This window comes from Rhodococcus pseudokoreensis (assembly GCF_017068395.1).
GTDB lineage: Bacteria > Actinomycetota > Actinomycetes > Mycobacteriales > Mycobacteriaceae > Rhodococcus_F > Rhodococcus_F pseudokoreensis.
In genome coordinates this window covers 1265441-1287731 of the sequence record NZ_CP070619.1, presented here as the reverse complement: position 1 = coordinate 1287731, position 22291 = coordinate 1265441, and the positions used below count along the sequence as shown (strand labels likewise).

At 68.9% G+C, this 22291-nt stretch carries 24 protein-coding genes; 17 read left to right on the top strand and 7 right to left on the bottom strand.

The features are described 5' to 3' along the window. The first annotated feature begins 36 nt into the window (after positions 1-36). The 10 genes from dapE to JWS13_RS11315 all read left to right on the top strand — a co-directional run bounded on the left by dapE (position 37) and on the right by JWS13_RS11315 (position 8486). A complete protein-coding gene (dapE, locus tag JWS13_RS11360) occupies positions 37-1110 on the top strand; it encodes a succinyl-diaminopimelate desuccinylase (protein WP_206005628.1) in 1074 nt (357 codons plus the stop codon). 42 nt (positions 1111-1152) lie between these two features. Continuing rightward, entirely contained in the window at positions 1153-1950 is a 798-nt protein-coding gene (locus tag JWS13_RS11355; RefSeq protein WP_206005627.1) for an LOG family protein, read from the top strand. Next, the gene (locus JWS13_RS11350) at positions 1944-2507 is read left to right on the top strand and encodes an LOG family protein (RefSeq protein ID WP_206005626.1); all 564 of its coding nucleotides are present in this window, start codon (positions 1944-1946) and stop codon (positions 2505-2507) included. The genes JWS13_RS11355 and JWS13_RS11350 overlap by 7 nt, the downstream gene beginning before the upstream one ends. A gap of 84 nt (positions 2508-2591) precedes the next feature. Next, positions 2592-4367, top strand: coding sequence for a long-chain-acyl-CoA synthetase (locus JWS13_RS11345; protein WP_206005625.1), 1776 nt, complete (start codon positions 2592-2594; stop codon positions 4365-4367). A gap of 79 nt (positions 4368-4446) precedes the next feature. After that, entirely contained in the window at positions 4447-5346 is a 900-nt protein-coding gene (gene folP, locus JWS13_RS11340) for a dihydropteroate synthase (RefSeq protein ID WP_206005624.1), read from the top strand. Then, positions 5343-6302: a glucosyl-3-phosphoglycerate synthase gene (locus tag JWS13_RS11335; protein ID WP_374229719.1), complete on the top strand. Its 960-nt coding sequence runs from the start codon at positions 5343-5345 to the stop codon at positions 6300-6302. The genes folP and JWS13_RS11335 overlap by 4 nt, the downstream gene beginning before the upstream one ends. 52 nt (positions 6303-6354) lie before the next feature. Beyond that, the gene (locus JWS13_RS11330; protein WP_206005623.1) at positions 6355-6666 is read left to right on the top strand and encodes a DivIVA domain-containing protein; all 312 of its coding nucleotides are present in this window, start codon (positions 6355-6357) and stop codon (positions 6664-6666) included. Continuing rightward, positions 6663-7235 carry a DNA-3-methyladenine glycosylase I gene (locus tag JWS13_RS11325; protein WP_206005622.1) on the top strand — a complete coding sequence of 191 codons (573 nt, stop codon included), beginning with the start codon at positions 6663-6665 and terminating at the stop codon, positions 7233-7235. Before JWS13_RS11330 ends, JWS13_RS11325 begins: the two co-directional genes overlap by 4 nt. A 150-nt stretch (positions 7236-7385) precedes the next feature. Next, positions 7386-7553, top strand: a complete 168-nt coding sequence (locus JWS13_RS11320; RefSeq protein ID WP_003936084.1) for a DUF3117 domain-containing protein — start codon at positions 7386-7388, stop codon at positions 7551-7553. Positions 7554-7643: 90 nt separating this feature from the next. Next, positions 7644-8486, top strand: a complete 843-nt coding sequence (locus JWS13_RS11315; RefSeq protein ID WP_206005621.1) for a putative RNA methyltransferase — start codon at positions 7644-7646, stop codon at positions 8484-8486. Between the two features lie 3 nt (positions 8487-8489). On the opposite strand, the gene glgA is transcribed toward JWS13_RS11315, so the two are convergent. Next, positions 8490-9659: a glycogen synthase gene (gene glgA / locus JWS13_RS11310; RefSeq protein WP_206005620.1), complete on the bottom strand. Its 1170-nt coding sequence runs from the start codon at positions 9657-9659 to the stop codon at positions 8490-8492. Positions 9660-9780: 121 nt separating this feature from the next. Between glgA and glgC the strand changes: the two genes are divergently transcribed. Next, on the top strand, positions 9781-10995 hold the full coding sequence (gene glgC, locus JWS13_RS11305) for a glucose-1-phosphate adenylyltransferase (RefSeq protein ID WP_005239253.1): 1215 nt from the start codon (positions 9781-9783) through the stop codon (positions 10993-10995). Between the two features lie 78 nt (positions 10996-11073). Here glgC and JWS13_RS11300 read toward each other — a convergent pair whose 3' ends face one another. Beyond that, a complete protein-coding gene (locus JWS13_RS11300) occupies positions 11074-11712 on the bottom strand; it encodes an O-methyltransferase (protein ID WP_206005619.1) in 639 nt (212 codons plus the stop codon). A gap of 284 nt (positions 11713-11996) precedes the next feature. Here JWS13_RS11300 and sigE point away from each other — a divergent pair, with 284 nt between their 5' ends. From sigE to tatB, 4 genes are all read left to right on the top strand, one after another. Continuing rightward, positions 11997-12629, top strand: a complete 633-nt coding sequence (gene sigE, locus JWS13_RS11295) for an RNA polymerase sigma factor SigE (RefSeq protein ID WP_206005618.1) — start codon at positions 11997-11999, stop codon at positions 12627-12629. A 16-nt stretch (positions 12630-12645) separates the two neighbouring features. After that, positions 12646-13008, top strand: a complete 363-nt coding sequence (locus JWS13_RS11290; RefSeq protein ID WP_015889772.1) for a DNA-directed RNA polymerase sigma-70 factor — start codon at positions 12646-12648, stop codon at positions 13006-13008. Positions 13009-13102: 94 nt separating this feature from the next. Further along, positions 13103-14623, top strand: coding sequence for a trypsin-like peptidase domain-containing protein (locus JWS13_RS11285; protein WP_124392221.1), 1521 nt, complete (start codon positions 13103-13105; stop codon positions 14621-14623). A 69-nt stretch (positions 14624-14692) separates the two neighbouring features. Next, positions 14693-15124, top strand: a complete 432-nt coding sequence (gene tatB / locus JWS13_RS11280; RefSeq protein ID WP_124392222.1) for a Sec-independent protein translocase protein TatB — start codon at positions 14693-14695, stop codon at positions 15122-15124. Positions 15125-15192: 68 nt separating this feature from the next. Here tatB and JWS13_RS11275 read toward each other — a convergent pair whose 3' ends face one another. The 5 genes from JWS13_RS11275 to JWS13_RS11255 form a co-directional block, all read right to left on the bottom strand. Beyond that, complete coding sequence (locus JWS13_RS11275) at positions 15193-16329, bottom strand: Mrp/NBP35 family ATP-binding protein (protein ID WP_072949613.1); 1137 nt, start codon at positions 16327-16329, stop codon at positions 15193-15195. 23 nt (positions 16330-16352) lie between these two features. Continuing rightward, positions 16353-17231, bottom strand: coding sequence for a lytic transglycosylase domain-containing protein (locus JWS13_RS11270; RefSeq protein WP_206005617.1), 879 nt, complete (start codon positions 17229-17231; stop codon positions 16353-16355). A 293-nt stretch (positions 17232-17524) separates the two neighbouring features. After that, positions 17525-18709 (bottom strand): lytic transglycosylase domain-containing protein, encoded by a 1185-nt coding sequence (locus JWS13_RS11265; protein ID WP_206005616.1) that lies wholly within the window; start codon positions 18707-18709, stop codon positions 17525-17527. 116 nt (positions 18710-18825) lie between these two features. Further along, a complete protein-coding gene (locus JWS13_RS11260) occupies positions 18826-19347 on the bottom strand; it encodes a DUF1003 domain-containing protein (protein ID WP_206005615.1) in 522 nt (173 codons plus the stop codon). Beyond that, complete coding sequence (locus JWS13_RS11255) at positions 19344-20615, bottom strand: magnesium transporter MgtE N-terminal domain-containing protein (protein ID WP_087556407.1); 1272 nt, start codon at positions 20613-20615, stop codon at positions 19344-19346. The genes JWS13_RS11260 and JWS13_RS11255 overlap by 4 nt, the downstream gene beginning before the upstream one ends. A 71-nt stretch (positions 20616-20686) precedes the next feature. On the opposite strand from JWS13_RS11255, the gene JWS13_RS11250 reads away from it, so the two are divergent. Together JWS13_RS11250 and JWS13_RS11245 are read left to right on the top strand one after the other, a co-directional pair. Beyond that, positions 20687-21649, top strand: coding sequence for an HpcH/HpaI aldolase/citrate lyase family protein (locus JWS13_RS11250; protein ID WP_206005614.1), 963 nt, complete (start codon positions 20687-20689; stop codon positions 21647-21649). 67 nt (positions 21650-21716) lie between these two features. Beyond that, the gene (locus JWS13_RS11245) at positions 21717-22208 is read left to right on the top strand and encodes a general stress protein (protein WP_015889781.1); all 492 of its coding nucleotides are present in this window, start codon (positions 21717-21719) and stop codon (positions 22206-22208) included. Positions 22209-22291: the final 83 nt, after the last annotated feature.

Sequence of the window (22291 nt, the reverse complement as noted above, 5' to 3'; positions counted from 1 at the left end):
CCGTAGCGGGAAGGCGGGTCGGCTTAGGGTGGACCGGTGAGCACACTCGACCTCCACGCTGATCCCATCGACCTCACCGCCGCGCTGGTGGACATCCCGAGCGTCTCCCACGACGAGTCGGCGATCGCCGCCGCCGTCGAGTCGGCGCTGGGCGAGCAGACCACCGGTTTCGAGATCATCCGCAACGGCAACGCGGTGCTCGCCCGCACCGATCGGGGGCTCCCGAGCCGGGTGATGCTCGCCGGGCACCTCGACACCGTGCCGATCGCGGACAACGTGCCGTCCCGGCGTGAGGGCGACCTGCTGCACGGGTGCGGAACGGTCGACATGAAGTCGGGCGACGCGGTGTTCCTGCATCTCGCCGCCACCGTGGAGAACCTCGCGCACGACCTGACCCTGGTGTTCTACGACTGCGAGGAGATCGCGGCCGTCCACAACGGGCTCGGACGGATCGAACGTGAGATACCCGAGTGGCTGCGCGCGGACGTCGCGATCCTGGGCGAGCCGACGGGAGGGCTCATCGAGGCCGGCTGCCAGGGCACGCTGCGGGTGACACTGACCACCCGCGGCACCCGTGCGCACTCCGCGAGATCGTGGCTCGGCGACAACGCGATCCACCGGTTCGCCCCGGTCCTGCAGCGGCTGTCGGACTACACCGCGCGGTCGGTGGACATCGACGGCTGCGTGTACCGGGAGGGGCTGTCCGCCGTGCGGATCGCCGGCGGAGTCGCGGGCAACGTCGTCCCGGACGCGGCGGAGTTGGACGTCAACTTCCGCTTCGCACCCGACCGCAGCGCCGAGCAGGCCATCGACCACGTGCGGGAGGTCTTCGACGGTCTCGAGCTGGGTTTCGAGGTCACGGACCTGTCGCCGGGCGCGCTCCCCGGGCTGACGGATCCGGCGGCCGCGGCCCTCATCGAGGCGGCGGGCGGCGAGTTCCGCGCCAAGTACGGGTGGACGGACGTGTCCAGGTTCTCCGCGCTCGGCATCCCGGCCGTCAACTACGGTCCCGGCGATCCGAACCTCGCGCACAAGCGCGACGAGCACGTCCCCGTCCAGCAGATCACCGACGTGGCGACCGTGCTCCGCGCCTATCTGAGCACCCCGTGACTGCCCGGTGCCCCGAACGGGCCACCCGTTAGCCTGGGGCGCATGGCACCCGAGAAGAACAATTACGGGCGGAAGTCCTCGTCCGTGAGGCACCGGGGTCCGGTGCAGTTGAGGCGCGCCCGCAAGGACGACACCACCACCGACGAGCAGTTGCTCGACGAGCGGGGGCGGACCGACTGGGTGCACACCGACCCGTGGCGGGTCCTGCGGATCCAGAGCGAATTCGTCGAAGGGTTCGGTGCCCTCGCCGAGGTGCCGCGTGCGGTCACCGTGTTCGGGTCCGCCCGCACCGAGCCCGGTCATCCCGAGTACGAGGCGGGACGGGCGCTGGGTGCGCGCCTGGCCGAGGCCGGATACGCCGTCATCACCGGCGGCGGCCCCGGTGTGATGGAGGCCGCCAACCGCGGCGCCAGCGAGTCGGGTGGATACTCCATCGGCCTCGGCATCGAGTTGCCGTTCGAGCAGGGCCTCAACGAGTGGGTCGACCTCGGTATCAACTTCCGGTACTTCTTCGCCCGCAAGACGATGTTCGTGAAGTACTCGCAGGCGTTCATCTGCCTGCCCGGCGGCTTCGGGACGCTCGACGAACTGTTCGAGGCGCTGACCCTGGTGCAGACGCGCAAGGTCACCCGGTTCCCGATCATCCTGTTCGGCACCGAGTACTGGTCCGGGCTCGTCGACTGGATCCGCGGAACCCTCGAACGCAGCGGCAAGATCTCGGAAGGTGACGTCAACCTGCTGCACGTCACGGACAGTGTCGAGGAGGCGGTGCGGATCGTCGTCAAATCTCAGCAGGGAGTCGACGAGGCCGAACTGCTCGGAACGGAGGAGCAGTGGTGAACCCGGAAAATGTTCCACCGCAGCCGTTCTCGGTGTGCGTCTACTGTGCTTCCGGGCCAGTGGATGATCACTTCCTGGAGCTGGCGGCCCAGGTGGGCACCGAAATCGGAAAGCGCGGTTGGCAACTCGTGTCCGGCGGCGGCAATCTCTCCATGATGGGCGCAGTGGCCGTGGCCGCCCGCGCCGCCGGGGCGACGACCGTCGGAGTCATCCCGAAAGCCCTCGTGCACAGGGAAGTGGCCGACGTCGACGCGGACGAACTCGTCGTCACCGACACCATGCGCCAGCGCAAGCAGGTCATGGAGGACCGGGCCGACGCGTTCGTCACGCTGCCCGGCGGTATCGGCACGCTCGAGGAGCTGTTCGAAACCTGGACCGCGGGCTATCTCGGCATGCACGAGAAGCCGGTCGTCCTGCTCGATCCGCACGGTCACTACACGGGGCTGCTGGACTGGATCAACGGTCTGCGGGGAGGCGGCTTCGTGGCGCAGCGCGCACTCGACAGGCTGCTCATCCGGACCGAGGTCGGGGAGGCGCTGGACGCCTGCCGCCCCTGAGGAGCCGTCCGATCGCCGGCGTGGCGCACGTTGTTACCGTGCAGTAAGGTGACCTGATTCATACTGCAGGCCTGAGGGGATGTCATGCGTTCTGAAGCACGTTCGACGATCGGTGTGGTCGATTTGGCCAGGCGGTTGCCTGCCATGATCCCGGAACTGCCGACCATGGCGAAGGGAGTCCTCGGCCTCATCCGGACCCCCGACGCGAAGGAGTCGATCGGCCTGGTCTTCCAGCGCGCCGCCGCCGCGCACCCGCGCCGCACGTTCCTGCGGTTCGAGGGCGACTCGCTGAGCTACCGGAACGCCAACATCCGGGTGAACCGCTACGCCCACGTACTCGCCGACCTCGGAGTGTCGCGCGGGGACGTCGTCGGGATCCTGGGCAAGAACGCCCCCGAGACGCTGCTCATCGCACTCGCCGCGGTCAAGCTCGGTGCCACCGCCGGGATGCTGAACCACAATCAGCGCGGAGACGTGCTCGCGCACAGCATCTCGCTGCTCGACAGCCGCGTCCTCGTGGTGTCCGAGGCGTGCGGCGAGGCCATGGACTCGCTCGACGAACAGCCCGCCGCGGCCTCGGTGGTGTACTTCGACGACCTCGACCGGCTCGCCGGGAAGGCCGGCGACGGCAACCCCGAGGTGTGCGAGCAGATCCAGGCCCGGGAGAAGGCCTTCTACATCTTCACCTCCGGCACCACCGGCCTGCCGAAGGCCAGCCTGATGAGTCACTTCCGCTGGCTCAAGAGCATGTCCGGACTCGGCAACATGGGAGTCCGGCTGCGCGGTAGCGACGTCCTCTACTGCTGCCTGCCGCTGTACCACAACAACGCGCTGACGGTGTCGCTGTCCTCGGTGCTGGGGTCGGGGGCGACGCTCGCGCTGGGCAAACAGTTCTCGGCGTCCAAGTTCTGGGACGACGTCGCACTGAACCGGGCCACCGCGTTCACCTACATCGGTGAACTGTGCCGGTACCTGCTCAACCAGCCCGAGAAGCCGGGCGACCGCGACAACGACGTCCGGCTGATGGTCGGAAACGGGCTTCGTCCGGAGATCTGGTCCGAGTTCACCACCCGGTTCGGCATCTCCCGGGTGGCCGAGTTCTACGGCGCCAGCGAATGCAACATCGCGTTCGTCAACGCCCTCAACGTCGACCGGACCGCGGGCATCTGCCCCCTCCCGCATGCCGTGGTCGAGTACGACGAGGACAACGGTGCGCCGCGGCGGCACTCCGACGGCAAACTGCGGAAGGTGTCCACCGGAGAGGTCGGCCTGCTGCTGTCGAAGGTGACCGACCGGGCACCCTTCGACGGCTACACCGACGAGGACGCCACCGACAAGAAACTCGTCCGCGACGCGTTCGACGACGGCGACTGCTGGTTCGACACCGGCGACCTGGTGCGCCGCCAGGGCTGGGCGCACGTCGCGTTCGTCGACCGGCTCGGCGACACGTTCCGCTGGAAGGGGGAGAACGTCGCGACCACCGAGGTCGAGGGCGCGCTTCTCGCGCATCCCGCGGTCGAGCATGCCGTCGTGTACGGCGTCGAGATCCCCGGCACCGACGGTCGCGCCGGGATGGCCGCGGTGACGCTGCACGAGAACGAGGACTTCGACGGCTCCGACGTGGCGGAATTGCTGTTCCAGCGGCTGCCGTCGTACGCGGTGCCGCTGTTCGTCCGCGTCGTCGACTCGCTGGAGCAGACGTCGACGTTCAAGAGCCGCAAGGTGGAACTCCGCAAGGAGGGCTACGACGTCGAGGACACCGACACGCTGCACGTGCTGTCCGGTCGCAGCGGCGGCTACGAGCGCGCGTACGACGGGTACGTCGAGGAAGTGGCGAAGGGGTCGCTGCCGCGCCCGTGAGTACTTGTTAACCGCCCGTGGTTGAGAAGTACTCACGGGCGCCGGAGGCGCGATTTCGCTGCGTGCCAATATTGGTGGCATGGCCGAGAGAGACGTACCGCCCGCGCCCTACCGTCCGTCGCCCACGCTGTGCGGGCGGCCCGTGGCGGTCGATCGTGCGCTGGTGATGGCCATCGTGAACCGGACGCCCGATTCGTTCTACGACCGCGGTGCCACGTTCACCGACTCCGCGGCGATGTCGGCGGTCGAGCGGGCCGTGGACGAGGGCGCCGACCTCGTCGACATCGGCGGCGTGAAGGCCGGGCCCGGCGACGTCGTCGACTCGGCGGAGGAGATCCGGCGGGTGGTGCCGTTCGTCGCCGCGATCCGCGGACGCTATCCCGAGTTGCTCGTCAGCATCGACACCTGGCGCAGCGACGTGGCGCGGCTGGCCGTCGCCGAGGGGGCCGACCTGATCAACGACACATGGGCAGGCGCCGACCCGGCGCTCGTCGAGGTGGCCGCGGAGACGGGTGCCGGCATCGTCTGTTCGCACACCGGCGGAGCGGTCCCGCGGACCCGGCCGTTCCGCGTCCGCTACTCCGACGTCGTCGCGGACGTCCTCGAGGAAGTGGTGTCGGCCGCCGAGAACGCGGCCCGGCTGGGCGTGCCCGCCGACTCGATCCTCATCGATCCGACCCACGATTTCGGGAAAAACACCTATCACGGGCTCGAGTTGTTGCGGCGAGTGGAAGATCTTGTAAATACGGGGTGGCCAGTGCTCATGGCGCTGAGCAACAAGGACTTCGTCGGGGAGACTCTAGGGGTAGATCTCGTCGAGCGGTTGGAGGGAACATTGGCAGCGACAGCTATGGCCGCCGCAGGAGGCGCCCGAGTCTTCCGTGTCCACGAAGTTGCCCCCACGCGTCGAGTGGTGGACATGGTGGCCGCGATTCAGGGCCGACGCGCCCCGTCCCGCACCGTGCGGGGGCTGGCATGAGTGCCGTGGGGGCCCGGCCGGCCCGCACGATGTTGGCGGAGGAGCGGGCCCCGCGTTCCTGGGCCGAGGCGAACAGCTGGGACCAGCCGTCGTGGAGCATCGCCGAACTCGAGCGGGCGAAGGCGGGGCGCACCGTGTCGGTGGTCCTGCCCGCGCTCAACGAGGAGGAGACCGTCGCCGCGGTCGTGGACACGATCCACCCGCTGCTCGGCGGGCTGGTGGACGAGTTGATCGTGCTCGATTCCGGATCGACGGATCTGACGGCGGAACGCGCACGCGCGGCGGGCGCCACGGTGATCAGCCGGGAGGAGGCGGTACCCGCCTTCCCGCCCGTCGCGGGCAAGGGGGAGGTGCTGTGGCGTTCCGTCGCCGCGAGCACCGGCGATCTCATCGCCTTCGTCGACTCCGATCTCATCAACCCGGATCCGGCGTTCGTCCCGAAGCTCCTCGGACCGCTGCTGACGGCCGACGGCATCCATCTGGTGAAGGGCTACTACCGGCGTCCGCTCCGGCTCAGCGGGACGGAGGACGCCAACGGCGGCGGCCGGGTGACCGAACTCGTGGCGCGCCCGATGCTGGCGTCGCTGCGGCCGGAGCTGACGTGTGTGCTGCAGCCGCTGGGCGGCGAGTACGCCGGCACCCGGGAGTTGCTGTCGGCGGTTCCGTTCGCCCCCGGGTACGGCGTCGAGATCGGGTTGCTGCTCGACACGTACGACCGTCTCGGTCTCGGTGCGATCGGCCAGGTCAATCTGGGGGTGCGCAAGCACCGGAACCGCCCGCTGTCCGAACTCGGGGTGATGAGCAGGCAGATCATCGGCACGATGATGCGGCGCTGCGGGGTGCCCGACTCGGGGGCGGGTCTGACCCAGTTCCTGGTGGACGGCGACTCCTTCGTGCCGACGACGACGGACGTCGCGCTGGCCGATCGTCCGCCGATGAACACGGTGTGCCCCTGACGGGGCGCCCCTGAGGCGGGAGGCTGTCGGACGTCCGTGACAGGATCGGAGCATGGTGACAGCCCTGCTCTATCTGCTCGTCATGGCGTTCGTCGGCGCGATGCTGTTCCTCGCCGCCAGTGCGGTGTTCGGCCGTTCCGAGGAACTCGCGCCCCTGCCACCCGGCACCACACTCACGGCCTTGCCCGCCGACGGTGTGACGGGCGCCGACGTGGAGGCGTTGCGATTCCAGCAGACGCTGCGGGGGTACAAGGCGAGCGAGGTCGACTGGGCGCTGGCCCGGCTGGGTCGTGAAATCGATTCGCTGCGTGAGCAGTTGGCTGCCGTCGAAGCTGCGTCCGACCATCCGGGAGACGCGTCGTGAGCGCCGAGGACAGGGTGCGGTGCGTGTGGGCGGTCGACACGGACGGGTCCAGCCTGTACCGCGACTACCACGACCTCGAGTGGGGTCGTCCGCTGCACGGCCGCGACGAATTGTACGAACGGCTGTGCCTCGAAGCGTTCCAGTCCGGATTGTCGTGGATCACGATTCTCCGCAAGCGCGAGGCCTTCCGGGCCGCGTTCGCCGGCTTCGATCCGGAGGCGGTCGCGCGGTACTCGGAGCGGGACGTGGAGCGCCTGCTCGAGGACGCGTCGATCGTCCGGAACCGCGCCAAGATCGAGGCGTCGGTGAGCAACGCCCGGGCCCTGCTGGAGTTGTCGGACACCGACCTGGACACGCTGCTGTGGTCGTTCGCCCCGCCGCCGCGCCCGAGCCGTCCGGCCACCGTGAACGACGTCCCGGCCGTCACACCCGAGTCCACTGCGATGGCGAAGGAATTGAAGCGGCGAGGGTTCAAGTTTGTGGGTCCTACCACCGCTTATGCACTGATGCAGGCCACCGGGATGGTGGACGACCACGTCGCCGCCTGCTGGGTCCCGATCACTGCCTGAATTGCCGGTGAACCTGCGTATTCGTGACTCAGGTTCCCGGTACTCGTGTCCATAGGGAAGAATGGATGTCACAAGCCTCGCCGAGTGTTGGCGGGGTGCCAAAATTTGTCGAGGCGCAAGCAGGCAGCGCAGATCTGGAGGGAGCAGAGGATGGCGGCCATGAAGCCCCGGACCGGGGACGGTCCCCTCGAAGCAACCAAAGAGGGACGAGGAATCGTCATGCGGGTTCCGCTCGAGGGTGGTGGACGTCTGGTTGTCGAGCTCACCCCGGAGGAAGCTGCCGCACTCGGTGAAGAGCTCAAGGGCGTCACCAGCTAGTCGAGTGCGGAGAGAACCTCACAGGGCAGGCCCCGTCGCCGTTCTCGGTGCGGGGCCTGTTCCGTGTCCGGAACAGGGAGGCGGACGTTCGTGCTGGCCGATGTGACCGACCTGCTGGCCTGCCCACAGTGCCGGTCGCCGGTGGAACTCGACGAAGGCGCGATCCTGTGCGACGCAGGGCACACCTTCGACGTGGCGCGGCAGGGCTACGTCACCCTGATGACCGGGGCAGGCGGCAAGTTCGACGGCGACAGCCCCGAAATGATCGCCGCACGTGCGGACTTCCTCGGCGGCGGCAGCTTCGACCCGCTGATGGATGCCGTCGCCGACGCCGTGGTGGCGGGCACCGGGGCTGTCGACGACCCCCGGATCCTCGAGATCGGCGCGGGCACAGGCCACTACCTGGCACGCGTCCTCGACGCCACCCCGACCGGCCGGGGAATCGGGCTGGACGTGTCCAAGTACGCGGCCCGTCGCATCGCCAGGTCCCACCCGCGCGCCGGGGCGGTGGTTGCCGACGTGTGGCAACACCTTCCGGTGCGTGACCACGTCCTCAGCCATGTCCTGTGCGTGTTCGCGCCCCGCAACGCCGACGAGGCGCACCGGGTGCTGGCCGAGCACGGATCCCTGGTGGTCCTCACGCCCACGGAGCGGCACCTGGGGGAACTCGTGGACCTGCTCGGCATGGTCCGGGTGGACGACCGCAAGGTCGAGCGGCTCGGGGCCGCGATGTCCGGGCGGTTCGAGCGCACCGGCCACGTGGCGGTGGAGTACCCGATGTCGTTGTCGCACCTCGACGTGACCCGCCTGGTGGGGATGGGGCCGTCGGCGCGGCACCTGACACCCGAGCGGCTCGCCTCCTCGATCGCGGCGCTGCCGCAGGAATATCCGGTGACGGCGTCGGTGACGGTGTCCACCTACACCCGGCTCTGAGCGTCAGCGGCGCGACAGCGCGTCCTGGTAGACGTCGAGGGTCTGCTGCGCGATGGCCGCCCAGGAGAACTCGGCGATCGCCCGCGCCCGCCCGGCCTTGCCCATGGCCTCGGCGGTGCCGACGTCGGCGGCGATCGCGTTGACCGACTCGGCCAGCGCCTGCTCGAACGCTTCCGGCTCGTACGAGTTGTAGTGCACCAGACGGCCGGTGACCCCGTCCTCCACCACCTCCGGGATGCCGCCGACGTCGGACGCGACGACCGCGGTCTCGCAGGCCATGGCCTCGAGGTTCACGATCCCCAGCGGCTCGTACACGGACGGGCACACGAAGACGGTTGCGGCCGACAGGATTTCCCGCACCTGTTCGGTGGGGAGCATTTCGCGCACCCAGAACACGTTGCCGCGGTGCGCCGCGAGGGCGGCGACGGCCTGCTCGGTCTCGGCGGCGATCTCCGGGGTGTCGGGGGCGCCTGCGCACAGCACCAACTGGATCTCGGGCGCGAAGTGGTGTGCTGCGGCGATCAGATGACCGACGCCCTTCTGCCGGGTGATGCGGCCGACGAACGCCACCATCGGCTGGTCCGGGTCGACGCCGATCTTCGCCAGCGCGGACTGCCCGTGACCTGCCGGTCCCGCGTGCCAGACGGACGTGTCGATCCCGTTGCGCACCACGTGGACCCGGTGCGGGTCGACGAACGGATACGCGTCGAGGACGTCGAGTCGCATGCCGGCGCTCACGGCGATCACCGCGTCCGCGTGCTCCACCGCGTTGCGCTCGGACCACGACGAGATGCGGTAGCCGCCGCCCAGCTGCTCCGCCTTCCACGGCCTGCGCGGCTCGAGGGAGTGGGCGGTGAGGATGTGCGGCACGTCGTACAGTGCGGACGCCAGATGGCCGGCGAGACCGGTGTACCAGGTGTGCGAGTGCACGACGTCGGCGCCCGTCGCGGCGTCCGCCATGCGCAGTTCGGCGGACAGCGTCGCGAGCGCCGGATTGGCCCCGGCCAGCGCGGGATCGGGGGTGTGCACGACCGCCCCGACGCGCGGAGCGCCCATACAGTGCACGTCCACCTCGCACAGCTGCTTCAACTGAGCAACCAGTTCGGTGACGTGTACACCCGCACCGCCATAGATCTCCGGTGGATATTCCTTGGTCATCATCGCCACCCGCACCGGCCTAACGTAACCGTCCGGGCCGCTTCGGGCCACCGCTCTCGGACACATTCGGGTATCGGAGAAATTGTGAGTCGGCGCTTCGCTGGCGGGGGGAGTGGCCGCCCGATAGGTTGACAGGGTGAGGAGCCAGCCACATGTGCTTGGAATCGTGCTCGCCGGCGGCGAGGGCAAACGTCTCTATCCGCTCACCGCGGATCGGGCGAAGCCCGCTGTGCCTTTCGGAGGCGCCTACCGGTTGATCGATTTCGTGCTCAGCAATTTGGTCAATGCGGGATACCTCCGCCTGTGTGTTCTGACGCAGTACAAGTCGCACTCGTTGGACCGCCACATCTCTCAGACGTGGCGACTGTCCGGGTTCGCGGGGGAATACATCACTCCCGTTCCCGCGCAGCAACGTCTGGGCCCGCGCTGGTACACCGGCAGCGCGGACGCGATCCTGCAGTCGCTGAACCTCGTCTACGACGAGGACCCCGAGTACATCGTCGTGTTCGGCGCCGACCACGTGTACCGGATGGACCCGGAGCAGATGGTGCAGCACCACATCGAGTCGGGCGCCGGCGTGACGGTGGCCGGGATCCGGGTGCCGCGCAGCGAGGCGTTCGCATTCGGCTGTATCGACAGCGACGAGTCGGGCCGCATCGTGCAGTTCCTCGAGAAGCCGGCGCATCCGCCGGGGACCCCGGACGACCCCAACATGACGTTCGCGTCGATGGGCAACTACGTGTTCACCACCAAGGTGCTCGTCGACGCCATCCGGGCCGACTCCGAGAACTCCGATTCCGACCACGACATGGGCGGCGACATCATCCCCGCGCTCGTCGAGGCGGGCGAAGCGTCCGTGTACGACTTCAAGGACAACATCGTCCCCGGCGCCACCGACCGCGACCGGGGCTACTGGCGGGACGTGGGAACGCTCGACGCGTTCTACGACGCCCATATGGATCTCGTGTCGGTCCACCCCATCTTCAACCTCTACAACCGGCGCTGGCCGATCCGCGGCGAGACGGAGAACCTCGCGCCCGCCAAGTTCGTGCAGGGCGGCCTCGCCCAGGAGTCCGTGGTCGGGGCTGGCTGCATCCTGTCGGCGGCCACGGTGCGCAACTCCGTGCTCAGCTCCAACGTGATGGTCGACAGCGGCGCAACCGTGGAGGGCAGCGTCCTCATGCCGGGTGTGCGCATCGGCAAGGGCGCCGTCGTGCGCCGCGCGATCCTCGACAAGAACGTGGTCGTCGGCGACGGGGAGATCATCGGCGTCGACCTCGAGCGCGACAAGCAGCGCTTCGCCGTGAGCAACGGTGGAGTCGTGGCCATCGGCAAGGGCGTCTGGATCTAGCGGGAGGGCCCCGGAAACGGGGCTCTCGGGGCTGGGCGCCTTTGTGAGCTGGGACGCCTCCCAGAGCTTGGACGCCCCTTAGAGCTTGGATGCGCAGAGTAGGCCGTCGCCGATCGGCAGCAGCACCCGGATCAGCTTGTCGTCCTCGGCGAGCACCTTGGTGGCCTCGCGGACGGCGACGGTCGCGGCGTCCCGCTGGCTCGGGTCGACGACCCGGCCGCCGTTCAGCGCGTTGTGCAGCACGATCGCGCCGCCCGGGCGCAGCAGCCGAACCCCTTCGCGGACGTAGTGCGGGTGGTCGACCGGCGCACAGTCGACGAACACCAGGTCGTACGCGCTGTCGGCGAGTCGCGGCAGGACGTCGAGGGCCCGGCCGTTGATCAGCCTCGTCCGGGCGGGTGCGATGTCGTTGGTCCGGAACGACAGCTTGGCGGCCCGCTGGTGCTCGGGTTCACTGTCGATGGTGGTGAGGACGCCGTCCTCGCGCATGCCCCGGAGCAGCCACAGGCTGCTCACACCCGCGCCGGTGCCGACCTCGACGACCGTCTTGGCGTCCAGCATGCGGGCAAACAGGGCGAGCGCAGCACCGACCGCGGGAGGTACCGGTTCGGCACCGAGGTCGTCCGCCCGCTCCCTGGCCGCACCGAGGGCCTCGTCTTCACGGACAGCCCCTTCTGCGTGGGTGAGTATCCGTTCGGCGTTTGTCTGCACGCACATGAGGCTATCGGGGTCTCGTCATCGCCGCTGCGAGGCGCGCTCGACAACAATGCTGTGACCCGGCCCTGCGCGATTCTCAGGAATACCTCAGCTTGCTCACACCACACACATATCGGGGTGGGAAAGAGTAAGCCCAACGCCAGATCCGAAGACCGCCCGGCGGGGAGATCGCGACGATGGAGGACAAGTCCGAGAGCCCGGGAACAAATCCCGGCTCCCGGGAGTTGACGCCTATACCACGTCCAGTGATCTGCGGTCCTGAGTAGGAGGATCCACTTAACTCGATGAGCAAAGACACGATGGCTCCAGACGAGAGAAACACCGACGAGCAGCTGTCGGACGCCGAGCTGACGGGCACCGCTGTGTTCGATGCCACAGGCGAGAAGTCCGCCATGCCGTCGTGGGACGAACTCGTCCGCGAGCACGGCGACCGCGTCTACCGACTGGCCTACCGGCTGTCGGGCGACGCGCAGGACGCCGAGGACCTCACCCAGGACACGTTCATCCGGGTGTTCCGGTCCCTGTCCGACTACCAGCCCGGCACGTTCGAGGGCTGGCTGCACCGCATCACCACCAACCTCTTCCTCGACATGGTCCGCCGCCGGAACCGCATCCGCATGGAAGCGCTCCCCGAGGACTACGATCGGGTCCCGGCCGACGGGCCGAACCCCGAGGAGATCTACCACGACGCCCGCCTGGACGCCGATCTGCAGGCAGCGCTCGATTCGCTGGCCCCGGAGTTCCGCGCCGCGGTCGTGCTGTGTGACATCGAAGGACTGTCCTACGAGGAGATCGGTGCCACACTGGGTGTGAAGCTCGGAACCGTGCGCAGCCGCATCCACCGCGGCAGGCAGGCTCTGCGTGAGCATCTGGCTGTGAACGGAAAGGTTGACTCCGATCAGATCGGCGTCGGGTAGTTACCAGGAGGGACGAATGACGCAGGGGCGTGTACCTCGCCAGTTTGGCTCCACCGAACACTTGGCGAGTGAGGCGATCGCCGCCTTCGTCGACGGTGAACTCCGCATGTCCGCTTATCTGCGCGCCGCCCACCACCTGTCGATCTGCGCCGAGTGTGCGTTCGAGGTCGACTCCCAGCAGCAGGCGCGGCGTGCTCTTCGCCGCAGCGGTGACGTCGCGATGCCCTCGGGTCTGCTGGGTCTGCTGAGCCAGATCCCCAGCTGCAACCAGGGCGATCCCGCCGACAAGTCCCCGTTCGACTCCCACACCCCGGATTCGCCGGTCACGAGCGAGTACTCGATCACCAGCCGGATCTGGTCCCGGCGCTGGCGCCGTTGAGCGCAGCCGGACCGACGACGGCGGTGTCCGCGCCCGGCGGGGCATCGGTGATACTGGGGCGCGTGACTGACGCACACGAGGGGGACACGACAGCGTGACGGCGGATTACAAGACTCCGGGTTCCGATGCGACGGCGCCCGACGGTCCCGTGGCGGACGAGTCGGGCACGCTGCGTCCGGCGGACGCCCCACGGCTCGATCCGAGACCTGTCTACCGGCCGCAGATCGATGCGGCGTCCAGCCGCGCGTTCGGCCGACCGGGTGGCGTCACCGGTTCCTTCGCTCCGTCGGATGCCCGGCGTGAGAGCGAACCCCCGATGAAGGTCGGTGCCCCTGACCCCGTGCTGGCGGAGGCGTTCGGCCGCCCGGACGGCGAGGTCGACACCATTCAGCGCGATCCCCACCGCAAGACCACCGCCCCGGCAGTCGAGGCCCCGCCCGCCGACCCGTGGCGCGACCCCGCAGCGGGCGTCGAACTCGGATCCCCGGCGTTGCACGCCACGGACCACTCGCGGCCGCCGGCTCCCGCCCTCAGCGCCCGAGAGGTCCTGTTCGGCGGCAAGGTGGCGCCGAAGGCGCTCGCCGCGCTGGGCGGAATAGCGCTCGCGATCGGTCTGGTCGGTGGCCTGCTCGCCGCGGTGATCACCGCCGATCGCAGCTCGCTCACCAGCGACAGCGTCACCCTCGTCCAGGGCGGCGACGAGGACCTCGGCCAGTCGCCCGTCGCGCAGGTCGCGGACGCCGTCCTGCCCTCCGTCGTGTCCATCCAGGTGGCGGTCGGCGACCAGGGCAGCACCGGTTCGGGTGTCGTCATCGACGGCGCCGGGTACATCGTCACCAACAATCACGTCATCTCCGCCGCCGCCACCGCCCCCGACGGCGGCAAAATTCAGGTGATCTTCTCCGACGGAACCAAGGCCGACGCCCAGATCGTCGGTCGCGACATCAAGACCGACCTGGCCGTGCTCAAGGTCTCCGCCGACAATCTGACGGTCGCGGAACTCGGCAGGTCCGGGGACGTGCAGGTCGGTGAGGACGTCGTCGCCGTCGGTTCGCCCCTCGGACTCAGCAAGACCGTCACCCGCGGCATCGTGAGTGCCCTGCACCGCCCGATGCGACTGTCCGGCGAGGGCTCCGACACGAACGCCGTCATCGACGCCGTCCAGACGGACGCCGCCATCAACCACGGCAACTCGGGCGGCGCGCTCGTCGACGACACCGGCCGGGTGATCGGCATCAACACCGCCATGCTCAGCGAATCCGGTGGCTCGGTGGGCCTCGGCTTCGCGATTCCCATCGACGACGTCACCACGGTCGCTCAGACCCTCATCCGGGACGGGCAGATGCATCACCCGGACATCGGCGTCAACGCCCGCACCGTCGTCAACGACAACACCAGCGGAGCCCAGGTGGCCAACGTCCGCTCGGACAGCCCGGCCGCGCGGGCGGGCATCGTCGAGAACGACGTCATCGTCAAGGTCGGCGACCGCACGGTCACGAGCGCCGACGAGTTGGTCGTCGCTGTCAATCTGCAGAAGATCGGTGAGCCCGTCCGGGTTCAGCTGATCCGCGAGGGCCGGCTCGTCGATGTCGACGTGACCCCGGCCTCCGACTGACTCGAGAGGTTGCTGTGAAATCGCTCCGCCACCTGGGCATGCACCCACACCGCACAGTAGGCTGACCACGTGTTCGGCAACATTGGTTGGGGCGAGTTCATGGTCCTCCTCGTCGCGGCTCTGGTCATCTTGGGACCCGAGCGGCTTCCGGGTGCGATCAGCTGGGTTACGAAATCACTGAGGCAGGTCCGCGAGTATGCGAGCGGCGCGAGCCAGCAACTCAAGGACGAACTCGGTCCGGAGTTCGAGGATCTCCGCAAACCGCTGGCGGACCTCAATCAGCTCCGCGGAATGACCCCACGTGCCGTCATCACCAAACACCTTCTCGACGGTGACGATTCGATTCTCACCGGCAACTTCGACAAGCCGAGTTCGGTGTCGTTCGACAAGTCGAACCCGGGAACGAAGGCCGTCAGCGCCGATCCGTCGGCGCCCACCGCTCCGCAGAACAAGCCGCTCGCGGCGGGCGAGCGCCCCCCGATCGACCTCGACGCCACCTAGGCCCTTCGGGCTCGTGCGCCTTTCTGGTTGCTCCCGCAACAGGAAAGGCGCACGAGCGCCGGAGCCGCCTAGAGGTGCCGGGTGGTGTCGATCCCCAGCGACATCCCGGCGAGCCCACGCTTGCGGACGGCCAACTTGTCGGCGATGTCGCGGAGTGCCGTCGCGGCCGGTGAATCCGGCTGGCCGAGGACGATGGGAACGCCGCCGTCGCCGCCTTCCCGGACCGCCTGCTCGAGCGGGATCTGTCCCAGCAGCGGCACCTTCGCGCCCACGGCCTTCGTGAGGCGGTCGGCGACGGCCTGACCGCCGCCGGAACCGAAGATGTCCATCCGGCTGCCGTCGGGCATATCCATCCAGGACATGTTCTCGACGACGCCGACGATGCGCTGACGGGTCTGCAGGGCGATGGCACCGGCGCGCTCGGCGACCTCGGCCGCGGCCTGCTGCGGGGTGGTGACGACGAGGATCTCCGCACCGGGGATCAGTTGCGCGACGGAGATGGCGACGTCGCCGGTTCCGGGCGGCAGATCGAGCAGGAGAACGTCGAGGTCGCCCCAGAAGACGTCGGCGAGGAACTGCTGCAGCGCGCGGTGCAGCATCGGTCCTCGCCACACGACCGGGGTGTTGCCCTGGGTGAACTGGGCGATGGAGATCATCTTCACGTCGTGCGCGACGGGCGGCATGATCATGCGCTCGACCTGCGTGGGCTTGGCGTCGGTGCCGAGCATGCGGGGAACGGAATGTCCGTAGATGTCGGCGTCGAGCACGCCCACCGACAGTCCGCGGGCGGCCAGTGCGGCGGCCAGGTTGACCGTGACGCTGGACTTGCCGACGCCGCCCTTGCCGGACGCGACCGCGTAGACGCGGGTGAGCGAACCGGGCTGCGCGAACGGGATGACGGGCTCGGCCGAGTCGCCGCGCAGCGACTTGCGGAGTTCGGTACGTTGCTCGTCGCTCATCACGTCGAGTTCGACGCGGATCGCACCGACGCCGGGGACGTCCGCCACAGCCTTGGTGACGCGGTCGCTGATCTCGGTCCGCATCGGACAGCCCGCGGTGGTCAGGTAGATCGCGATGTCGACACTGTCGTCGGCCGCGATGTCGATGCTCTTGACCATCCCGAGTTCGGTGATCGGTTTCCGGATCTCGGGATCCTGGACGCGCGCCAGGGCGCTACGTACAGCGGACTCGCTCAGGACTGGCATGACTCAATGGTAAGGATGCGCGCTCAGTGGATGCGCGGCAGGTCCGCGGCCGCCGGGATGATTCCGCTGGAATAGCCGGCAGACCATGCGAGGACGTTGGCCACGTAGGCCGCCGAGTTGTTGTACCGGTGCACGGCCTTGGCCGCCTGGATCGGATCCTTGACGTTCAATCCGCCGTCGCACAGGTACTTTCCGGTGGTCAGTGCGGAGTCGAAGACGTTCTGCGGGTCGGCGACGCCGTCGCCGTTGCCGTCGCCCGCGTAGCGGTTCCAGGTCTCGGGCAGGAACTGGGTGGGGCCGACGGCGCGGTCGTAGGTGGTGTTGCCGTCCAGCTTGCCGCCGTCGGTGTCGCGGATGACGGCGTTGCCGCCGAGGCTGCCGTCGAGGACCGGGCCGAGGACGGGGTTGAGCATGTTGCCCTTGTCGTCGGTCTTGCCGTCGTAGGCGTGGGTGGACTCGACGCGGCCGATTCCGGCGATCAGCGTCCAGTACATGCCGCAACCGGGCTGCTCGACCGCGAGGATGCGTTCGGCGTTCTGGTACGCCGCGACGTTGACGGCGGGGATGCCGAGTGCGCCCTGCGCGATGCTCGTGGGGAGGGGCGGGGTGGCCTGGACGGGTGCGAGTGCCGGCGCAGCGGGTGCTGCCTCGACCGCGGGTGCGGACTCGGCGGCGGTCTCGGCCACGGGGGTGACGGCTTCTGCGGCCTCGGGTGCGGTGTCGGTCGCCTCCTGGGCGACGTCGGCGACCTCCGACGAGGAACTCGTGGACAGGAACGGGACCTTGGGTGCGGCTCCGGCCGTGTTGGCTGCGGTGATCAGTCCGATGGGGACGAGTCCGGTAAGCGCGATGACCGAATTGCGGCGGATATGGGAATCCGTCTTCTTGTTGTGCCGACCCACTCGATTGCCTCCTGCGACCCCCGTCTTGGGGTGTTCCGTTCAACTGACCGGATCGAGGCTACCTGATTCGATATCTTTCCGTTATTCAACTGTGATCTAACGGACTTGTATTGGAGGGTTCCGTTACTCGGAGCGCCACGTGAGCGAGGGTAACCAACACGGCGAGGTCACGCCAGGGCGCCGCGTGGGCGTGATGTCGAAGCGGGGCCGGTCGCCCGAACGCGAGGAGCGACCCGCGCACGTCCGCCGCGCGCCCTGCGAGATGGCAGAGCGCGCGGCGGAGGCGGGGGTGATTACCGGGGAGCGGTGACAGCCGGAGCGGTGGCCGGGGGCGCGACCGGAGCGGGGGTGCCCGGGTCGGGCACGGCGGCCGCCGGAGCCGACGGATCGGCGGGCGGGCAGAAGAGCAGACAGGGCAGTTGCGGCAGTGGCGGGAGTCCGGGAATCGGCGGGGCCGGAGCGGGCGTCGTGGGGGCGGCGGCACCGTCCGTCGACGGTTGCGGGGTGGTCGCGAGATCGCGGGGGAGGTCCGATCCGGCCGCGGCGGCGTCGGCGACCCGTCCGGGCGACGGCGAGGCCGACTCCGACAACTGGCTCGGCGTCGGCGTTCCCCCGTTCCTGTACGCGTTCGACCAGGTGATGACGTTGGCGGCGTAAGCGGCCGAGTTGTTGTAGCGCAGGACCGCGCGGGTCTCCTGGAGCGGGTCGCGGAGGTCGAGACCGCCCGAGCAGAGGTACCGGGCGGCCGCCAGCGTCGCGTCGAACACGTTGTTGGGATCGGCCACGCCGTCGGCGTTGCCGTCCGACGCGTACTTGGCCCACGTGGACGGAATGAACTGCATCGGTCCGACGGCGCGATCGTGCCCGGGGTCGCCGTCCGTGGCGCCGCGGTCGGTGTCGCGGATGATCTCGTTGCCCGCCAGCCTGCCGTCGAGAACCGGACCCAGGATCGGGGTGATCGTGGTGCCCACCGAGTCGGTCCGGCCGCCGCCGGCGTGCCCCGATTCGATGCGGCCGATCCCGGCCAGCAGATGCCACGGGAGACCGCACTTGGGGGACTCCGCCATCATCTCGAGTTCCGCGGACCGGTACGCGTTGAGCACGATTTCCGGGATGCCCAGAGCGCTCAATATCACCGGTGCGGCGATGAGCCCGGTGCCGGACGGCGACGCCGAAGAGGCGGGAGATGTGGGATTTGTCACGGCGGGAGCCGGGGCGGGCGGCGGTGGCGCGGCCCGCTGCGACCGCGCGACCCGAGGTGTCGGCGCCACGATTCCCGCGGGCGGGAGGTACGCGGCCGGGGGAGTGCTGCCCGGCGTGACCGACGACGCCGCGAGGGCTGTCGCCGCACCGGTGGACGAGTAGGCGGTGGTGCTCGCGGTTGCGCCGCTGACCGCGGAACCGCCGGTCGAGGACCCGAGGGTGGCAACTGCGCCCACGGTCAGGGCAGTCACCGTCAACAGTCCACGTATCCGCACTCGATCACCCCCTGCGGTGCTCTTCGTCTGTGCACACCGCATACATCCGAGAAGATGTGACTGACGTTACATATCCGTGATTGGCCGTGCCGGAGTTTGGGGGGATTTCGCCGGCCTCATTTCCGCCGGGTGCGCGTGTCTTCCTCGTCGGCCAGCAGTGTCTTGATCTCGTCGAGTTCGCGCCGCAGGTAATCGCGGGTGGCCACCTCGCCGATCGCGATGCGTAGCGCGGCCAGTTCCCGGGCGAGGAACTCGGTGTCCGCCTTCGTCTGCTCGGCGCGGGAGCGGTCCTCTTCGAGGGAGACGCGGTCGCGGTTCTCCTGGCGGTTCTGCGCCAGCAGGATCAGCGGCGCCGCGTAGGCGGCCTGGGTGGAGAACGCCAGGTTGAGGAGGATGAACGGGTAGGGATCCCACTGCAGGCTGACGGCGAAGACGTTGATGACGATCCAGACGATCACGATCACCGTCTGGATCATCAGGTAGCGGCCCGTGCCGAGGAACCGGGCGAAGTTCTCGCTGGCCCGGCCGACGGCCTCCACGTCGTACGTGACCCGGAAGCGCCGGGTGCCGCGTGGGGTGTCGAGGCGCTGTCGGTCCGACAGGCTCCGGGCGGCCGCGCTGGGGGACTTCTCGCTCATACGTCGATCTCCTCTTCACGCCAGTCCTCGGGGAGGAGATGGTCCAGGACGTCGTCGACGGTGACCGCGCCGATCAGGTGATCCTCGTCGTCGACGACGGGCCCGCACACCAGGTTGTACGTCGCGAAATAACGCGTCACCGACGTCAGGGAGTCCTCGGGCGCGAGCCGCGGCATGTCGGTGTCGAGCAGTCCGCCGACCAGGCTCGCGGGCGGTTCGCGCAGCAGTTTCTGCAGGTGCACGCATCCCAGGTAGCGGCCGGTCGGCGTCGCGGTCGGCGGGCGGACGACGAACACCATGCTCGCGAGGGCGGGAGTGACGTCCGAGATCCGGGCGCGGGCCAGGGCCTCGGCGACCGTCGTCGACGCGGTGAGGACCACCGGCTCCGGAGTCATCAGACCGCCCGCGGTGTCGGGGGAGTGCTCGAGCAGGCGGCGGACCGGCTCGGAGTCCTGCGGATCCATCAGCTGCAGCAGCGATTCGGCCTCGGTTTCGGGAAGCTCACCGAGGAGGTCGGCGGCGTCGTCGGGGTCCATGGCCTCGAGGACGTCGGCGGCCCGCTCCACCTCGAGGTGCATGAGCAGATCCGTCTGGTCGTCGGCGGGCAGTTCCTGGACGACGTCGGCGAGGCGCTCGTCGTCGAGTGCGAGGGCGAGTTCGTGGCGGCGCTTCTCCGGCAGGAGGCGCATCGCGTTCGCGACGTCGGCGGCACGCATCCCCTCGAACTGGGTGAGCAGGGCGGAGACGCCCTGGCCGGGCATCGCCAGGTCGGTCTGGGTGAGGCCCTGGACGTGCTGCCACCCGACGACGTGCATGGCGGCGCGACGGCCGAGCCTGCCGCGGTGCCCGCGCACCGCGACCTTCGACACCACCCAGTCCCGGGTGCGGGTCTGCTCGATGCCCAGGTCGACGACGATGATGTCGGCGTCCCGCAGTTCCTCGAGTTCCGGGTCGTCCACGCGCACGTGCGAATCCGCCACCTGGGCGAGGGCCAGGACCTCGCCGGGCCGTTGCTGGAATCGGCGGAGACTGACGTTGCCCGTCGTGAGGGTCACCGAGCTGGGTTCGATGGCGGTGACGCGGAGCATGGGAACGAAGATGCGTTTGCGCGTGAACAATTCGATGACGAGCCCGAGCACGCGCGGCTGCTGCCTTCCGACGCGGGCGGTGATCACCACGTCCCGGACGCGGCCGATCGACTCCCCGTCGGGGCCGAGCACCACCAGGCCGGCCAGCCTGGCTGCAAAAACCTTGTTCGCAGCTGCCATGATTGCCAGGCTAGATCCTTGTACAGAGATACAGGGAATCGAACACCTGCGAAAGTGGAGGATCGTCCGTCATGAGTTCCGTCTACAGGCCACGGCGATCAGTACTCGCCGTTCCGGGCAGCAGCCGCAAGATGATCGACAAGGCGAAGGGGCTGCCCGCCGACGAGATCTTCCTCGATCTCGAGGACGCGGTGGCACCGCTCGCCAAGCAGGAAGCCCGCGGCACCATCGGCGACGCGCTCGCCGAGGACGGGTGGGGCGAGCAGATCAAGGTGGTCCGGGTCAACGACTGGACCACGGAGTGGACGTACGCCGACGTCGTCGAGGTCGTGGGGCGGGCGGGTGCCCACCTCGACGCGATCCTGCTGCCGAAAGTGCCGGACGCCAGCCATGTTCAGGCCCTGGACCTGCTGCTGACCCAGGTGGAGAAGGCGAACGGGCTCGAGGTCGGCCGGATCGGCATCGAACCGCAGATCGAGAACGCGATCGGGCTCACCAACATCAACGAGATCGCGACGGCCAGCCCGCGCGTGCAGACCCTGGTGTTCGGTCCCGCCGACTTCATGGCGAGCATCAACATGCGCACGCTGGTCGTCGGGGAGCAGCCGGACGGCTACGACCGCGGCGACGCCTACCACCACATTCTGATGACCATCCTGATGGCGGCCCGCGCGCACGGGGTGCAGGCCATCGACGGTCCCTACCTCCAGATCCGCGACGTGGAGGCGTTCCGGCGGTCGGCGCAGCGCACGGCCGCGCTCGGCTTCGACGGCAAGTGGGTGCTGCATCCCACCCAGATCGAGGCGGCGAACGACGTGTTCAGCCCCCGCCAGGACGATTACGACCGGGCCGAACTGATCCTGGACGCGTACGAGTTCCACACGTCCGCGGCGGGCGGCGGTCGCGGTGCCGTGATGCTCGGCGACGAGATGATCGACGAGGCGAGTCGCAAGATGGCGCTCGTGATCTCCGCCAAGGGGCGCGCCGCGGGTATGAAACGGACCACCGAGTTCGTGCGACCCGACGCGAAGTAGTCCCGGCAGGCAGAATGGTTCTCACAGGACCGATCCTGCGGTAACCACACGAGGAGACCAGCTGACGATGACGAATCCACTCGGACAGTCCAACGGGGCGCGGCGCGGGGCTCTGCCGGAACCCCCCACGGGCTGGCCCATCGGTTCGTATCCCACGTACGCGGAGGCGCAGCGCGCCGTCGACTACCTCTCCGATCAGGAATTCTCGGTGGAGGACGTCACCATCGTGGGGGTCAACCTCATGCAGGTGGAGCGGGTGCTGGGCCGCCTCACCTGGGCGAAAGTGATTGGCGGGGGCATCGTTTCGGGCGCGTGGCTCGGTGTGTTCTTCGGTCTGCTGCTGGGCATCGTCACGGGCGGCTTCCTGGCGCCACTCGTCGTCGGCATCGTCGGCGGCATCATCTTCGGGCTGATCTCCACGACGATCCCGTACGCGGCGACGCGGGGTACCCGGGACTTCGCGTCGACCATGCAGCTGGTCGCCGGGCGGTACGACGTGCTGTGCGAGCCGAAGTCGGCGGAGACGGCCAGGGACATGCTGGCCAAGCTGGCGCTCTGATCGGCGCCTACCCGTCGAGCGGCGGGTTGCGGTCGGGTCACGGATTGCGTCCTATTCGCGACGTTCGCCGCGATTTCACCCGG

What these genes read in the sequence shown, in the direction of transcription:
- JWS13_RS11355 (WP_206005627.1), top strand. Translation starts at nt 1,153, where the DNA reads ATGGCACCCGAGAAGAACAATTACGGGCGGAAGTCCTCGTCCGTGAGG.
- JWS13_RS11345 (WP_206005625.1), top strand. Translation starts at nt 2,592, where the DNA reads ATGCGTTCTGAAGCACGTTCGACGATCGGTGTGGTCGATTTGGCCAGG.
- folP (WP_206005624.1), top strand. Translation starts at nt 4,447, where the DNA reads ATGGCCGAGAGAGACGTACCGCCCGCGCCCTACCGTCCGTCGCCCACG.
- JWS13_RS11335 (WP_374229719.1), top strand. Translation starts at nt 5,343, where the DNA reads ATGAGTGCCGTGGGGGCCCGGCCGGCCCGCACGATGTTGGCGGAGGAG.
- JWS13_RS11330 (WP_206005623.1), top strand. Translation starts at nt 6,355, where the DNA reads ATGGTGACAGCCCTGCTCTATCTGCTCGTCATGGCGTTCGTCGGCGCG.
- JWS13_RS11320 (WP_003936084.1), top strand. Translation starts at nt 7,386, where the DNA reads ATGGCGGCCATGAAGCCCCGGACCGGGGACGGTCCCCTCGAAGCAACC.
- JWS13_RS11300 (WP_206005619.1), bottom strand. Translation starts at nt 11,712, where the DNA reads ATGTGCGTGCAGACAAACGCCGAACGGATACTCACCCACGCAGAAGGG.
- sigE (WP_206005618.1), top strand. Translation starts at nt 11,997, where the DNA reads ATGAGCAAAGACACGATGGCTCCAGACGAGAGAAACACCGACGAGCAG.
- JWS13_RS11290 (WP_015889772.1), top strand. Translation starts at nt 12,646, where the DNA reads ATGACGCAGGGGCGTGTACCTCGCCAGTTTGGCTCCACCGAACACTTG.
- JWS13_RS11275 (WP_072949613.1), bottom strand. Translation starts at nt 16,329, where the DNA reads ATGCCAGTCCTGAGCGAGTCCGCTGTACGTAGCGCCCTGGCGCGCGTC.
- JWS13_RS11260 (WP_206005615.1), bottom strand. Translation starts at nt 19,347, where the DNA reads ATGAGCGAGAAGTCCCCCAGCGCGGCCGCCCGGAGCCTGTCGGACCGA.
- JWS13_RS11255 (WP_087556407.1), bottom strand. Translation starts at nt 20,615, where the DNA reads ATGGCAGCTGCGAACAAGGTTTTTGCAGCCAGGCTGGCCGGCCTGGTG.
- JWS13_RS11250 (WP_206005614.1), top strand. Translation starts at nt 20,687, where the DNA reads ATGAGTTCCGTCTACAGGCCACGGCGATCAGTACTCGCCGTTCCGGGC.
- JWS13_RS11245 (WP_015889781.1), top strand. Translation starts at nt 21,717, where the DNA reads ATGACGAATCCACTCGGACAGTCCAACGGGGCGCGGCGCGGGGCTCTG.